The sequence below is a fragment of the Streptomyces sp. HD genome, from assembly GCF_028369295.1.
Classification (GTDB): domain Bacteria; phylum Actinomycetota; class Actinomycetes; order Streptomycetales; family Streptomycetaceae; genus Streptomyces.
The window spans coordinates 210,893-225,282 of record NZ_JAQMYP010000006.1; the positions used below are offsets into that span (position 1 = coordinate 210,893).

A 14,390-nucleotide genomic window follows, 5' to 3' on the forward strand; every position below is an offset into this window, starting at 1 on the left:
CCTCTCCTTCAGATGTGCGGGACGTCGTCGGGGATGTCGTAGAAGGTCGGATGGCGGTAGACCTTGTCGGCGCTCGGCTCGAAGAAGGGGTCCTTCTCGTCGCGGGTGGAGGCGGTGATGTGCTCGGAGCGGACCACCCAGATCGACACGCCCTCGTTGCGCCGCGTGTACAGGTCCCGGGCGTGGGTGAGTGCCATCCGGTCGTCGGCGGCGTGCAGTGAGCCCACATGGACGTGGTTCAGCCCGCGCTTGCCGCGCACGAACACCTCGTACAGCGGCCACCCCTGCTTGTCGGAGGGCCTCTCGGACGACTTCTCGGTGCTCATGCCACCGCTCCCTTCTCCGCGCGGGCGGCCTGCTTGGCCGCGTGGGCGGTGGCCGCCTCCCGCACCCAGGCGCCCTCCTCGTGGGCGCTCCTGCGCCGTTCCATCCGCTGGGCGTTGCACGGCCCGGCGCCCTTGATGACCCGCATCAGCTCGTCCCAGTCGGGGGTGCCGAAGTCGTGGTGGCCGCGCTCGGCGTTCCAGCGCAGCTCCGGATCGGGGAGCGTCACGCCGAGCTTCTCGGCCTGCGGGACGGTCATGTCGACGAAGCGCCGGCGCAGTTCGTCGTTGCTGTGCCGCTTGATCTTCCAGGCCATCGACTGCGCCGAGTTGGGCGAGGCGTCGTCGGGCGGGCCGAACATCATCAGCGAGGGCCACCACCAGCGGTTCACGGCGTCCTGCACCATCTCGCGCTGGGCCTCGGTGCCGCGCATCATCGTCATCAGCAGCTCATAGCCCTGCCGCTGATGGAACGACTCCTCCTTGCAGATCCGCACCATCGCGCGCGCGTACGGCCCGTACGAGCTGCGGCACAGCGGTACCTGGTTGCAGATCGCGGCGCCGTCCACGAACCAGCCGATCACCCCGACGTCGGCGAAGTTCACGGTCGGGTAGTTGAAGATCGACGAGTACTTCTGGCGGCCCTCGATCAGCCGGTCGGTGAGGTCGGCGCGGTCGGTGCCCAGGGTCTCCGCGGCCGAGTACAGGTACAGCCCGTGTCCGGCCTCGTCCTGCACCTTGGCGAAGAGGATCGCCTTGCGGCGCAGGGACGGCGCCTTGGTGATCCACTCCCCCTCCGGCTGCATGCCGATGATCTCCGAGTGGGCGTGCTGTGCGATCTGCCGGATCAGCGTCTTGCGGTAGCCGTCCGGCATCCAGTCACGCGGCTCGATCCGCTGGTCGCGCGAGATCGTCGCCTCGAAGTGCTCCTGCAGCTGCTCCGTCATCGATAACCAGCTTCCCAACCGACCATTCGTTCGGTCTTAGTGTGACCTGTTTCCGGTGCCCGGGCAAGACCCTTGACGTGCACGAAGACGGCCCAGGACACCCCCGAGGGGTACCTGGGCCGTTCTGCGGCGGGGAGAAACCGTCACACGTTGGGCACCTTGAGCCTGTCCCAGCTGACCTTGCCGGGGATGCCGTCCGCGTCCTTGCCCTTGAAGCCGAGCTTGTGCTGCCAGGCGGCGTAGGAGCGGCGGTCGGCCTCGGTCCACTCGGGGCTCGGGCCCTCCTCGTAGCGGCCGCACCCCTCGGCGACCAGGCGGCGTCCCATCGCGGTGATGATCGGGGACTTCTGGCCGACGTGGAAGAAGCCGCTGCCCGGGAAGGGCTCCAGCTTCGGCTTGGGCGCGGGCTTGGGATCCGGCTCGGGGTCGCCTCCCCCGCCGCCCTTCAGCCGCTGGGCGATGCGCGCCCGCATGCCGTCCATGGTGAAGCCGCGCGGGTCCTGCTTGCCCGGCTGCCACTCCTTGTGCCCGATGACCGAGCGCTCGCTCCAGCCGTAGTGCCGGCAGATCGCGGCGGAGACCTTCTCGATGGCCTCCTTCTGCGCCTCGGGCCAGGGGTCCCTCCCGTCACCGAGGTTGATGCACTCGAAGCCGTAGAAGTGCGCGTTGCCGTCGGTGTCGGCCTCGTTGTCGTGCGGCAGCCTGGACTCGTTGATCACGGCGCGCAGGACGTCGCTGTCGCCGAGACCGGCGTGGTTGGCGCGGCCGTTGCCGACGAGGTGGACGTGGCCCTCCTTGTCGATGACACCGTGGCAGAGGGGGCCGGGCAGGCCGGAGTAGCCGTTGTAGCAGATGTTCACCGAGTTCTCGGTGCCCTTGGTGACGGTGTGGTGGATCATCACGCCGTTCACCGGGCCCCAGGGGCCCTTGCTGTTGCGGTTGTGGGTGCGCCAGCTGCGGACCTCGTGGACCGTGAGACCCTCCGCGCGGAGTATCTCCACCAACTTGGACGCGCTCAGGGGCTTGGCCATTACTCGTCTCCCTCCGCCGCAGCCTCCGCATCCGCCGTGGTCTGCGACCTCCCGCCCGACGGGTCCTCCGCCAGCTGCTCCTCACGGCGCGCCTGCTCCTCCGCGGCGAGCGTCGCCTCGTCGGCAGCCGGGATGCTGCTGGCCAGCGGGCTGAAGGCGAGGCGCAGATCGACGGTGCCGTCCTCGCCCTTGACCAGGGCCAGCGGCGCGAAGCCGCGGACGATGCCGGCCGGGCCCTGGAGGAGCGGGCGCCGGGCCGTGTCGGCGGGCCACTCGACGCCGCCGGTGGCGGTGCGGGCGGGGATGATCCAGTGGTCGCCGGTGCGGTAGGAGGCGCCCTTGGCGAAGTACACCTCGACGCCGTCCTCCAGCGGCAGCCACTCCCCCTCCGTGACGGGCACGGCGCCGCCCTTGAGGGCGGTCGTACGGCCCTTGCGCTTCGGTCCCTCGTGGTGGTCCCAGCGGCGCAGGTACGGGTTGAGGTGGGGCAGCCGGCCGACGGACTGGTCGGGCTCGGCGCTCAGCCGGACTCGGCGGCCCGGCAGGTCCAGCTCCTCGACCCGCAGCAGCGGCAGGGGCTCCAGGCGGGAGGCGTACGCGGTGTCGACGAGCTCCACGTGGTCGCCGACGTCCAGGTCCAGCTTGTCGTCGTGGCCGAGGGACGCCAACTGCACCCAGGTGCCGTCGAGTTCGTCGACCGGGAAGACCACCGAGCCGTTCTCGCGGGACCACTTGAAGGTGGCGTCCCTGACCTCGCCGCCCGCGTGCACCTCGACGCGGTACAGCTGGTTCTCCTGCCCGCGGTAACGGGCGTTCGGCTTGACCAGGCAGGGGTCCTCGTCGGCGTGGTCGGGCCGCTCACTGCGGGCGGCGAGTCGCGCGGTGGGTGTGGCCTGCTTCTGCGCCCACTTGTCGAAGGCGGCCCGGACGACCTCCTTGGACGGGTTGCCGTCCTCGATCTCCAGCGCGGCCAGCGACAGCGGCAGCACCTGCCAGACGACCTTCACGCGGGCGGCGGTGTCCGGCATCGCGGCGCCGAGCGCGACCTCACGCAGCGCCGGGTCCTCGGCGGCGGAGACGGCACGCTCCCACACGCTCACGTAGACCACGAACGGCGATGTGGCGGGCGAGGGCAGCCGGTCGCCGGGCTTCTCCGGGTCGCGGAAGCCGTCGGGCTGGTCCCAGTACGTCCAGTACGCGGGCGGGGCGGCGGTGTCCTGCTCCGCGGAGTCCTCGGCGTCCTCGTCCGGGACCGGCACACCGGGCGCGGGGCGGGTCGCGTCGAGCAGGATGCCGTCGACGTAGTAGCGGCCGCCGTGGATGTGGAGCGTGTCGATGTCGTGCTTGCCACCGACGTACTGGATCTTGAAGCCCGCGGCGTCGCGCGGCCCGCCGTGCCGGCCGATCAGGTCGGCGGCGAGGGTGCGGGCCTGGTGCAGCTGGATCGCGGTCTGCTCGTTGAGGTCGGCGTCGAGCTGGACGCGCCCCTGCTGGGCGATGACCGCCGAGTAGCGCCGCTGCGGGCGGAACGTGAGGCGGGAGAGATCAGCGTGCATGAAAGGGGTCCCCCTGGTTCAGGAAAGTGCGGGTAGGGCTTACGGCGGCGCGCATGTCTTGGCTCATGTCCCGCCTCACGTCACGAAGAAGATCCCGGCGTCGGTACCCGCCGGGGTGTACTCCGCGAGCCGTGCCCTGAGGCCGTCCTCGCGCTGCGGCCGGTACAGGTCGTGGAAGGCGCCCATCTCGGCGCCGTCGTCCGAACCGCGTCGGATCTCCTCGGCGCACCGGTCGGCGAGCAGCCCGTACCAGGGTGTCCCGTAGCGCTCGGAGGTGAACAACGGCCGTACCCGACCGGCCTGTTCGGGCCCGGCCAGGTCGGGCTGGCAGCGGTACCGGCGCGGGGTGCGCGAGCCGGGCGGCACATACGAGTACCTGATGCAGCCGACGCCGCGCCGGGCCACGTGGAGGCGACCGGTGAGGACCGAGTTCTCGGCGATCTCCACGGCATGGGTGTAGATCTCGCCGATCACCGTGGTGCGGTGCAGATGCAGCACCGCGTGGGCATGGCGGCAGTCCGGCGCGGACAGGGCCTCGCGGCCGGGGCCGGTGGCGTCGAGGATGCTGTCGCGCAGGTGGATGTCGAGGGGTTCCTCGCTCACCTCGTCGCCGATGACCTCGATGGTGCCGAGGATGCTGTGCTCGATCTGGAGGCACGCGGTGGTGCGTTCCAGCACGATGCTGGGCTCCTCCGGCGAGTGCGGCTCGCACTCGGGCTCCAGCGACCAGCCGGGCACGAGTGTGGAGTGCCGTACGACGACGGCGCCCATGGGGCCGGTGACGTTGATGCCGCGTCCGGCGACCAGCAGGCCGTCGAGGACAAGGCGCGGACGCTCGTGCGGGGCGCAGTCCTCGGACACCGCGCGGATGTTGAGGGCGTCGGGGCGGTTGCTGTACCAGTCGAGCAGCCGTATCACCGGCCGGGTGCCCTCGGCGGCCCGGACTTCCAGGCGGTCGCCGGGGTCGAGGTCGAAGTCCAGCTGCTCCTGGTAGGCGCCGCTGTGCGTGATCTCGATGATGCCGTCGGGGCCGGTCCGCTCGGCCCGGCGGTCGTGCTGCCAGGCCCGGTAGGCGTCCATGATCTGCCGGTACTGCTGCCCGGGCCCGACCCGGTAGACGTCCGCCTCGGGACGCGGCTCGCGGTCGGGGCGGTCGTACTCGCCGCCGCCCATGTCCGCGCCGAACGCGTAGTGGTAGTCCACCCACACGCCCTGCCGGGGGGCCGACCGTGACCCGAACGCGATCCGCCCGAGCTCCGGGTCCACGGCGACCTGCCCGCGCCGCGGCCGGTAGCGCCACTCGGACAGGTCGGCGACCACGATGTCGGACGGCGGCACCGGCTGATCCTCGCCGTCGCGCCGGATGACCAGGCTCTTGCCGGGGCCGTAGTAGTCGGTGAGCCGGTCGTGCAGCTGGCGACGCGTGATGAACGCCGGGACGTTGTCGATCGTCGCGATGTGCGTGGGCGACGGCTCCGGGAACGGCTTCGTGACCAGCGGGGTGTCGTTGCCCAGGATCGAGAAGGTGTAGAGGTTGCGGGCGCGGTCGATGCAGTACGCCGGGGACTGCGTGAGCGAGTGCGCCTTCAGCCGCCAGACGAACAGGGCGACTCCGGCGGGCGTCCAACCCCCTTGCCTGTGGCGGGAGTTGGCACGGCGTACGTCGACCGTCCGGGCCATCGCGCCGAAGGGGCCGCCCGCCAGGTCGAGGGCGGAGCTGTCGCGCAGGTCCACGAGCCGGCCGCGCCCGCCGCGGTGGACGCCGGTGTCGCCGTACAGCTTCACGGGCTGCGTGTGGGAGACCTGCCGGGACAGCTCGACGGCGCGGGCGGGCCAGCCGGTGACCTGGTCGGAGAGTTCCTCCAGGAGGTGGAGGGTGCCCTTGCGGCGGCGGTTGGCCACGGTGGCGGCGACGTCTGCGCGCGGGGCGACGGCCTCGGCGAGGGCGGCGCGGCCACCCTCGTGCAGGCCGGTGGTGAGGACCCGCTCGTAGCCGGGCAGGGTGCGGTAGCCGACGAGGTCGCCGAGGTACGGCAGCACCCAGGGCGCGGCCGTCTCCACGAACAGGTCCTCGTAGCCCTGCTGGACCCCGTCACGGACCCGGTCGAGCTGCTCGGTGATCACCGCGAGCAGCGCGCGCAGCGGTTCGCCCTCCTCGGCGTCGCGCAGCAGATGCCAGCGGGGCAGCAGCGCGGCCAGACCGTCGGGTTCCCTGGAGGTGGTCACCGGGGCCGCGGCCTCCAACTCAACATCCGCTGAATGCGCGGCCATCACTTGACCTCCGTCAGAATCAGGGTGTCCGCGGCCTTCGGCGACAGCATCGCGAGCTGGGCCGGGCGGATACCGCGGAAGACGAACACCGAACGGCCCTTCGCCAGGCGCCGGGTGTCGGTGATGTCGGGGTTGAGGCGCAGGAGTTCGGCGAGCGGGACGCCGTACCTGGCGCAGATCTCCGACAGGGTCTCGCCGTTCGCGGCGCGGACCGTGTGGGTCTTCTCGTCGTACGTCGCCGGGTGCGCCGGGACCGAGGCCCTGGGCGGGCCGGGGTCGGTGAGGATGCCGGTGAGTTCCTCGGGGGTGGCGGACGCGGGGACGCCGGTGAAGACGTCGACGTCCACGTAGTCGACGCCGGGCACGGAGTGGGCCGTGGCGAGGACGTCCGAGAGCCGGGCCGGGCGGCCCAACTCCCGTCCCTCGTAGCCGAGTCGGCGCAGCATGGCCAGACGCAGCCGCGGCTCCACGACCTCCCAGGCATGGTCGGGAGCGACCTTCACCTTGGCGGCGATCAGCAGCAGGACCAGCTCGCGCACGTCCACCCGGACGGGCAGGTTCATGTCCCCGTACTCGGTGAGCGCGCCGCGCAGGGCCCTGAGCGTGTCCGAGTCGCCGTCGATCGGCACGTCGTCCGTGCCCGCGACCGTCACGTGCAGCACCCGGCGCCGTCCGTCGAAGAGTTCACGCGCGGCGGCCCGTCCGATTCCGGCGCGGGAGCGGGCGAAGTCCTCGTAGTCGGACTCAGACACCAGCCGGTCCAGCGCCGACACGGCGAGCGGGATCGTACGGCGGGTCAGGCCTGGGCCGTCCGCGTCCGCGCCGCCCTTCGCCGGGCGCGGGTTGGTCACCTGGGTGACGCCGAGCGGCCGGGTGAGGGGCTGGGTGACGCGGTCGGCGGCGACGTTGGCGGCCTTGCCGGTGCCGAAGCGGTAGCGGGCGCGGATGTTCTCGTGGCCGGAGGGCAGCCGGGCGCCGTTGATGCCGTCGCCGAAGGTCACCGTCGTACGGCCGTCGGCGGTGGAGCCGGTGATGTAGACCCGCTCGCCGGGGCCGCGTCCCGCGAGGCTGTCGACCTCGTGCCACTGGACGCCGTCGACCCGGATCTCCAGCACCGGGGTGGCGCCGAGCGAAGCGAGATGGGGGTACCCCCGGCCGAAGGCTGGGGGAGGGTTGTCGTCCGCGAGCCAGGTCAGCGGGGACTGCCACAGTGCGAACGTCTGGTTCACCCGGTCCGAGTCGCCGCTGCCGATGGCCTCCTCGCGGCTCTCGCCGTGGGTGGCCTCGACGACGTTGCCCAGGATCCTGACCGTTTCGCGGCGGTAGCGGTGAGCGAGGTCGGCGGTCAGGGTCAGACGGGTGTGGACGTGGTCGCCGGGCAGCTGGGGGTCGACGGCCGGGTCGGCGGCGGCGATCGTGACGACCTCGGTGGCCCGCACGCCCCTGGTCCCCGGGATGTCACTGCGCTCGCCGCCCACGATGAGCGTGCGCCCGGGCCGCAACCCGTCGTACAGCTCGGCCAGTTCGATCTCGTTGCCGTGCACGTCCTCGCCGAGCGGTTCGTCGGCCAGGCGCAGCGGCTCGCCGGCCGCGTGGACGGTCGTGTCACGGATGTGCGACAGCAGGACGTCGAACTCGTCCAGCCACGGGTCGGCGAGGGTGAGTTCGGTGCCCCGGCCGGTGATGCCGTAGTTGTTGTACGCCGCCGTACGCGCCGCGACGACCTGGGTGGTGACGAACGCGAGCTTCTTGTCGCCGGGGATGCCGTTCTCGGCACCCTTGGCGGGACGCCGGACCGCGACCCAGCTGCCGACGGTGATGCCGGCGTGCACCGTGTCCAGCTGGAGGACGCGGCGGTTGAGCGGCTCCGGCTTGCTGGCGATCGCGACCTCGACGTTGGGCTCGGTGCTGCCCACGGTGTACCGGAGGCTGATCTCGTACTCGCCGAGGTGGAGGGGCTTGTTGTCGCCCGGGCGCAGGGCGACCGGCGCGGCGTCGCCGACCTTCACATGGACGAGTCCGTCGTCGTCCGGCCCGGACACGAACAGGGTCTGCTCGGGCAGGCCCGAATGCAGCCGGGCCCGCACCCCCACCTCCTGGGCGTCCGCGGCGCGGCGGCCCAGCCAGTGCACTTCGCGGTCCTGCGCGCCGACCCCGGACAGGTCGACCTTGCCCGCGCCGAGGTCGAACCGGACCGGCTGGGCGACGGGCAGGTTCTCGGCCCGCTGGTCGGAGTTGCTGCCCTCGACGTACTGGAACTCGGCCCGGACCTGCGTCCGGCCCGCCGGGTCGTACACGACGCGCATGCTGACCAGGACGGCCCCGGTGAGCGGCCAGTCGGCGGTGCGGATGACCCGCCCGCGGTCGTCCTGGACCGGCTTGAGCGGGGCCGTGGCACCGAAGGGAGCGGCGGTGACCCGCATGGCGAGCAGTTCGCGCAGGAGTTGGGGGGTGCTGGGGGCGGCGGCGGTGCGCCAGGCGGGGTAGAGGGTGCCGAGAGTGGGGTTGAGGGCGGAGAGCAGGCGGGCGGTGTCGCTGCCCGGAAGCTGCTGGCCGGCACCACCACGCGGGGCAGGTGCGGAGCCACGCAGGGCGGGAAGCACAGCGCCGAGAGCTTCTAGAGCAGCAGCACGCGCATCGCCCCTCCTTTTCAGGGGCGCGGGGAACTGCGCGACCAGCCCCAACGCAGCAGCAGACGACCGACTACCTGTCTCTTCCGTCTGCGCCGGTGCCAACTCCAAGGCACGCACCGCCAGTTCCGCCAGCACCGCCTCCAACTGCTCCAACCAGGCAGCGACATCCTCATACGGCTCGGCCAACACCTGAGCCTCGCCAAGACGCGCAACCGGCTCCGCAAGCCGCGCCGCAAACCGCTCAGGACTCTTGATCCCATCGAGATCCCCCCGCAGCGGCGCGAGAACCTGATCCTCGAAGTCCTCGATCAGCCGGCTGACGGGCCGAGGGTTCGGCACCTCGGGCGTCGGCGGCTCGTCGCCGGGCTCACCCGGCACCGCGGGGTCGGCGGTCCAGCGCCGCACCTCGTCGACAAGCTCCTTCAGTGTGGGCGGCGCAGACTTCGGCAGGGAGATCGCCGTGATCTCGTCCTCCCGGTCGACCCGCGCCTTCGCGACCGGCAGCAACTTGCGCTCGCCGCCCGCCTGTTCACCGAAGACGAAGAGCAGCTGGTCGCCGGTCTGGAGGGAGTTCGCGGTGCCTTCGACGAAGAGCTCCGAGCGGCGCTCCAGGTCCTCGGGCGTAACGAGGGAGGGGCGCCGGCGGCGTACCTTCAGCTCGTTCCAGTCCCAGCGGGCCGTGAGGTCACGGCTGGTCTCAAAGGTGAGGGACTGCTCATCGGCGGAAGCCGGCACGCTGTGGCTACGCGCACCGCGCGGAATCAGCACCGGCAGCGCCTCGGCGCGCGGGTCGCGCTCCAGGGTGTACGCCAGATGCGTCGCGGCGGCGACACCGGGCCGCGGCCGGTGCCCGACGAGCCGACCGAGCAGCACCAGGGACCGGTGCTCGTTGGCGGTGCGGATGTACGCCTCGTCGGCGATCCGCTCGGAGTGGAAAGTGAGCAGGTCGCCGAGGACGGCGGTGGCGTCGAGCAGGCCGATCGCCGGGTCGTCCGGGGTGCGCACGGTCAGGCCGTTGAGTGCCGGGTACGCCGGTGAGGCGAGGCGGTCCAGCAGTGCGGCCCGGAAGGAGCCGTACTCGCCGACGCGGTAGTCGAGCGCCGTGCGGCCGGGCGGGTTGTGCACGGGGGCCGGGGCGAGGCGCTCGTCGTGGCCGCCGTGGCAGGAGCCGCCGCAGCCGCAGTCGTCGATGAACGTGCCCTCGGTCATGGGGGTCTGCGTCATCGGGCACCTCCGAGCGAGATCGCCAGCCGACCGTTCTCCGGCCGGTCCGGGTCGTTGTCGCAGGTAGCGATCTCCAGCGGGCCGAGCCGCAGCACGCCGTCCTCCCTCTCTCCTCGGTCCGGCTCGAACAGCTTCCGCAGCCGGGTGACTTCGACGCTCTCCACGCCGGACACGGCCGCCGCGACGGCGACCAGCCGGCTGAGCCGCACCGGTTCGCCGAAGGTCAGCGCGTCGGGGTGGAAGAAGCCCAGGCGCCCGTCGGCGAGCCGGCCGTTGCCCAGGACGCGGTACAGCTCGGCCAGGATCTGCCCGTGCTGATGGCCCGGCTTGGCGCACACGGTCAGCGCGATGTCCAGCGGGACCAGACGTGCGGCGCCGACCACGAGGTCGTGGCCGATCCGCCGGTACGGCTCCAGCGCCTGCGCGACCGAGGTGAGCAGCTCGACCGACGGGGCGGCGGTGCCGTACGCGTCGACCGAGACGTGCGCCTCCTGGACGCTGCCGGTCCAGCGCAGCTCCGCCGCCGCGCGCTGGACGCCGGGCAGGGCGGCGGCGAGGGCCGCGTAGTCCTCGGCGGTGACCGCGCGCAGCCGGGTGCGGCGCAGGTCGAGCGGGGCCAACTGGCGTACCTGCTCGACGGGTTCGGGTTCCGTGCCGCCTACGGCGGCCAGCGGGTTGCGGACCACGGCGGCGGGCGGCTGCTCGCAGTCGGACTGGACGACGAGGTGGTTGATGGCCTCCGCGCCGACGTTGCCGGCCGTTCCGCCGCCGAGCCGGTAGTGGGCGGCGAGCCGGGACCCGGGCGTGGGCTTCGCGCCGTGCCGTCCGTCGCCGAAGCGCAGGGCGAGCCGGCCGTCGTCCTCCAGCTCACCGACGAAGTGCCGGTCGCGCGGGCCGCCGTCGAGCAGGTCGCGGCGCGCCTCCCAGACTTCGTCCTCGCCGGTATGGAGGCGTACGGCGGGCAGGGCGCGACGCGGGTCCTGGTCGAGCGCGGCGGTCGCGGGGCCGCGCAGCACCGTTTCCTCGGGGTGCAGTCCGGCGGCGTACGACGGCCCCCAGCTGTGGGCGATCTCCCAGGCGATGTCGCCGTCGAGGACGGTGCCGGCGCGGGCGCGCGCCGTCAGGACCTCGATCCGGCGCAGCTTGGCGTCGAGCAACTGGTCGCTGCGGAACAGGAGTTCACGCAGGGCGCGGACGGGATGGCGGCGCAGCTCGATGCGCTCCAGGATCCGCAGTCCGTAGATCACCGCGAGTTCGGCGATCTCGGCGTCCGCGAGGCCGTCCCGGTCCCGGGCGCTGCGCCATAGCTCCACGAGCCGTTGCCGCACCCGCCCCGGAATCGCGCCGATCCGCTCGGCCTGTCCGGCAGCGACGGTGCCGAGGTCCGGGAACGGCACCGCCTGCACCACGGGCGCGCGGCCGAGGACGGGACGGAACCGGGGCTGGATTCCCGGGTAGACCGACTGGGCGAGCAGCGTGCGCAAGGCGGCGGCCTGGGCGTACGCGGTGCCGGGCACTACGCGCTCATGCCGCTGGCCGGCGCGTTCCAGACCGATTCCGGCGCGGTTGACCGCCGCTTCACCGACCACCTGGAACAGCTCACGGACGTCGTCCGGTGCCAGCGCCTCGCCGGACTCGGCCTTGTCCGTGAGGGAGTTGATGAGCCGGGCGGGTGCGTTGCCCTCGTCACGGTCGTAGCAGCCGAAGGCGGGAGGATCGCAGGGGGCGACCTCGGCGGGCACCTGCGGGACGGTGAAGGTCTCGGGAAGAGTGTGGAGCGTGCGGCCGTGGTCGACGAGGACGACGTTGCCGCGGGCGAGGCTCACGTCCTCGACGGGCAGACAGTCGCGGCCGCCGCGCGTGGTCAGGCAGAGCGGGAAGCGCAGGGCGTCCCCGGCGTCCCAGGTGACCTCCAGGACCGGCTGGTCCTCGATGCGGTCCACGGCCGGGGTGACGGAGGTGATGCGTACGGCCTGCCGGTGGCCGGGGTCGGCGTCGCCGGGGGTGCCGGTGCGCGGGCCCCTGACCTCTTCCAGGACGAGCAGGTCACCGGGCCTGAGGTCGAGTTGGCGTTCCCGGCAGGTCTCCTGGTCGACCCACTCGTCGCGCAGGGTGGCCGCGGTGGCGCCCTTCGGCAGGGTGCAGACCTCGCCGCCCCACGTCCACAGGCGGATCGCGTTGTGGGCGACGCGCAGCTCCAGCGGGTCGGCGGTGACGACGGGTTCGAAGACCTCCACCGAGCCGCGCTCGTCGAGGTCGCCGAGGTCGGCCTCGTCGACGACCGTGCCGGGCTCGGGGCGGTCGTGCGGGTCGAGGGTTCGGACGTCGACGGAGGCGAAGCGGTAGGTGCCCGGGGCCAGCGTGTGGTCACCGGCGGTCTCGACGGCGACGTAGGCGCGCGCCGTGCAGCCGTCGTGCATCGCGTAGTCGATGAGCCGGACATGCCGCCGTACGGAGACACGGCGCCGGGCGGTGTCGAGATAGGCCTCGGTGGCGACCGCGTCCTGCTGGTAGCTGATCTGGTCGCCGGTGTGGGCGAGCAGCTCGACCAGGGTCATTCCCAGGTCGGCGGGGTTGCGTTCGACCCAGTCCGGGGTGGTGAGCGCGAGCCGGTCGAGGAGCAGCTTGCGGATGGTGTCGTAGTCGCGGGCGGTGTAGTCGATGACGGGCGCGGACGGGAAGTCGGCGCCGTCCTGCCCGTCTTCCTTGCAGTCGAAGGGGGTCGGGCAGTCGGGCCGGAAGGCGAAGCCGGCGCTGTGGTAGCGCTGGTCGAAGCCGCGGAAGGGCTCGGTGCCGGGGCGGCCGTACGGGTCGGTCTCGACCAGGGAAAGCCGGTAGCGGGAGGTGTCGCCGGCCTTGTCGAGGGTGACGTAGAGCCGGTCGTCGAGCTCGGGGTCCTCCTCGCGCTCCACGCTGACGTCCACGGCGGTGATGCCGGTGATGCGGCGGCCGCCGTCGATGCGGACGTTCTCGGGGACCAGGCCGTGCGGGGCCTTGCCGAGGAAGGTGACGGTGAGCAGCAGGCCGTCGTCACTCACCTCGACGGAGTCGACTCCGTTGAGCTGAGCGGCACGGACCTTGGCCCGGCGGGAGGTGGTGGTCGTACCTGTCATGCCGTGGCCCTCCCTTCGAAGACGTCGTCGCGCCGCGCACCGTCGGCGCGTATGACGTACGACAGGTACACACGGACGACGTTGTCCTCGCTGACCACGTCGAGGGCCTCCACGTCGATGAGATCGCCGAGCCAGCGCTGGAGCGAGGCCTGGACGGAGAGTTCGAGGGTGCTGACGAGCTCGGGGCTGGTCGGCGCGAAGACCAGGTCGAGCAGCCCGCACCCGAAGTCGGGACGCATCATGCGCTCGCCGGGGCTGGTGAACAGGAGCTGCTCGATGAGGTCGTGCACGTGCTCGCCGTGGGTGGCGTGCGCGGTGCGGCCCCGGCGGTCGGGGTGGAAGGGGAACGCGATGTCGCTGCGCGGGCGGGGGCGCCTGCTGGTGTGCCGGCTCATCGAACGGTGACCTTTCGCTGCGCGGCCTGGACGACGGGCGGTCCCTGCGGCACGAAGGCCGCGGTGAAGCACTGGGCCGCGGAGGTGTCGAGCAGCACGGGCGCGCCGTCGACGGTCACGCCGGTGCCGTCGGCGGTCCAGCGGACCGCCACACACGGCGAGGGGACGCCGTCGACGGTGTGCGGGCAGCCGGTGACGACGTGGCTGTGGGCGGCCGTGGCGACGGCGGCGCCCGCGCTGCGTACGCCGCCGGAGGGTGTGGTGGCGGGCGCGGCGCGGCCGCCGTGCGGACAGCCGATCACGGTGTCGGCGTCGAGCAGACTCCCGGGCATGTTCTCAGGTCCCCCGTCCTTCTTATCGCTTGGAGAGCACGGTCAACTGGCCCTCGTTGATGGTCACTTCACGGCCACGCAGAATGACCTCCGCCCCCGCGCCGGTCGCGATGACCACGGCCTCCTTGGTGATACGGATGTATGCGCCGCCCTGGGCCTGAAGCAGAATCCCCTGCTCCGCACCCGCCGTGTCGTTCAGGACGATCTTGTGCGCCTGCGGCGTCTGCACGACGACGGGCTTGTTCGGCGAGCCCGCCTGAAGCTCACGGCGCGCGTCGGGCGGCAGCTCGTCGGCGGCGCCGTACCAACACCCGGTCCACACGGGGAAACTGGGATCCCCCTGCTCGAACTCCACCCACACACCCGCGCCCGGCGGCGGCACCACGAACTGCCCCGACTCCGGCCCGGTGAACGGCAGACAAGGCAGCGCCCAGGTGGACGGCTCGTCGCCGAGGACGTCCGGGACCTCGACGGTGATACGTCCGATACGCAGCGGGTCGTCGTTGCTGACCACCCGGCCGCGGAACTTGCCGAGGTAGCGATTGCTGGGTGCCGCCATGGTGGA

The 14,390-nt window shown here is 72.3% G+C and carries 10 protein-coding genes; all 10 read right to left on the reverse strand.

Going from position 1 to position 14,390, the window contains the following annotated elements; all coding sequences use genetic code 11:
- Positions 1–8 precede the first annotated feature (8 nt).
- Positions 9–326, reverse strand: coding sequence for a 1,2-phenylacetyl-CoA epoxidase subunit PaaB (gene paaB / locus POF73_RS08650; protein WP_272113943.1), 318 nt, complete (start codon positions 324–326; stop codon positions 9–11).
- Complete coding sequence (paaA, locus tag POF73_RS08655) at positions 323–1,270, reverse strand: 1,2-phenylacetyl-CoA epoxidase subunit PaaA (protein WP_272113944.1); 948 nt, start codon at positions 1,268–1,270, stop codon at positions 323–325. Before paaA ends, paaB begins: the two co-directional genes overlap by 4 nt.
- Positions 1,271–1,413: 143 nt before the next feature.
- Positions 1,414–2,301 carry a peptidoglycan-binding protein gene (locus tag POF73_RS08660; protein ID WP_272113945.1) on the reverse strand — a complete coding sequence of 296 codons (888 nt, stop codon included), beginning with the start codon at positions 2,299–2,301 and terminating at the stop codon, positions 1,414–1,416.
- Complete coding sequence (locus POF73_RS08665) at positions 2,301–3,857, reverse strand: DUF6519 domain-containing protein (RefSeq protein WP_272113946.1); 1,557 nt, start codon at positions 3,855–3,857, stop codon at positions 2,301–2,303. The genes POF73_RS08660 and POF73_RS08665 overlap by 1 nt, the downstream gene beginning before the upstream one ends.
- Positions 3,858–3,932: 75 nt before the next feature.
- Positions 3,933–6,128 (reverse strand): hypothetical protein, encoded by a 2,196-nt coding sequence (locus tag POF73_RS08670; RefSeq protein WP_272113947.1) that lies wholly within the window; start codon positions 6,126–6,128, stop codon positions 3,933–3,935.
- Positions 6,128–9,985 (reverse strand): putative baseplate assembly protein, encoded by a 3,858-nt coding sequence (locus POF73_RS08675; protein WP_272113948.1) that lies wholly within the window; start codon positions 9,983–9,985, stop codon positions 6,128–6,130. The genes POF73_RS08670 and POF73_RS08675 overlap by 1 nt, the downstream gene beginning before the upstream one ends.
- Complete coding sequence (locus POF73_RS08680) at positions 9,982–13,098, reverse strand: putative baseplate assembly protein (RefSeq protein ID WP_272113949.1); 3,117 nt, start codon at positions 13,096–13,098, stop codon at positions 9,982–9,984. Before POF73_RS08680 ends, POF73_RS08675 begins: the two co-directional genes overlap by 4 nt.
- On the reverse strand, positions 13,095–13,493 hold the full coding sequence (locus POF73_RS08685; protein WP_272113950.1) for a GPW/gp25 family protein: 399 nt from the start codon (positions 13,491–13,493) through the stop codon (positions 13,095–13,097). The genes POF73_RS08680 and POF73_RS08685 overlap by 4 nt, the downstream gene beginning before the upstream one ends.
- On the reverse strand, positions 13,490–13,825 hold the full coding sequence (locus tag POF73_RS08690; RefSeq protein WP_272113951.1) for a hypothetical protein: 336 nt from the start codon (positions 13,823–13,825) through the stop codon (positions 13,490–13,492). The genes POF73_RS08685 and POF73_RS08690 overlap by 4 nt, the downstream gene beginning before the upstream one ends.
- 22 nt (positions 13,826–13,847) lie before the next feature.
- Entirely contained in the window at positions 13,848–14,384 is a 537-nt protein-coding gene (locus POF73_RS08695; RefSeq protein ID WP_272113952.1) for a phage baseplate assembly protein V, read from the reverse strand.
- Positions 14,385–14,390: the final 6 nt, after the last annotated feature.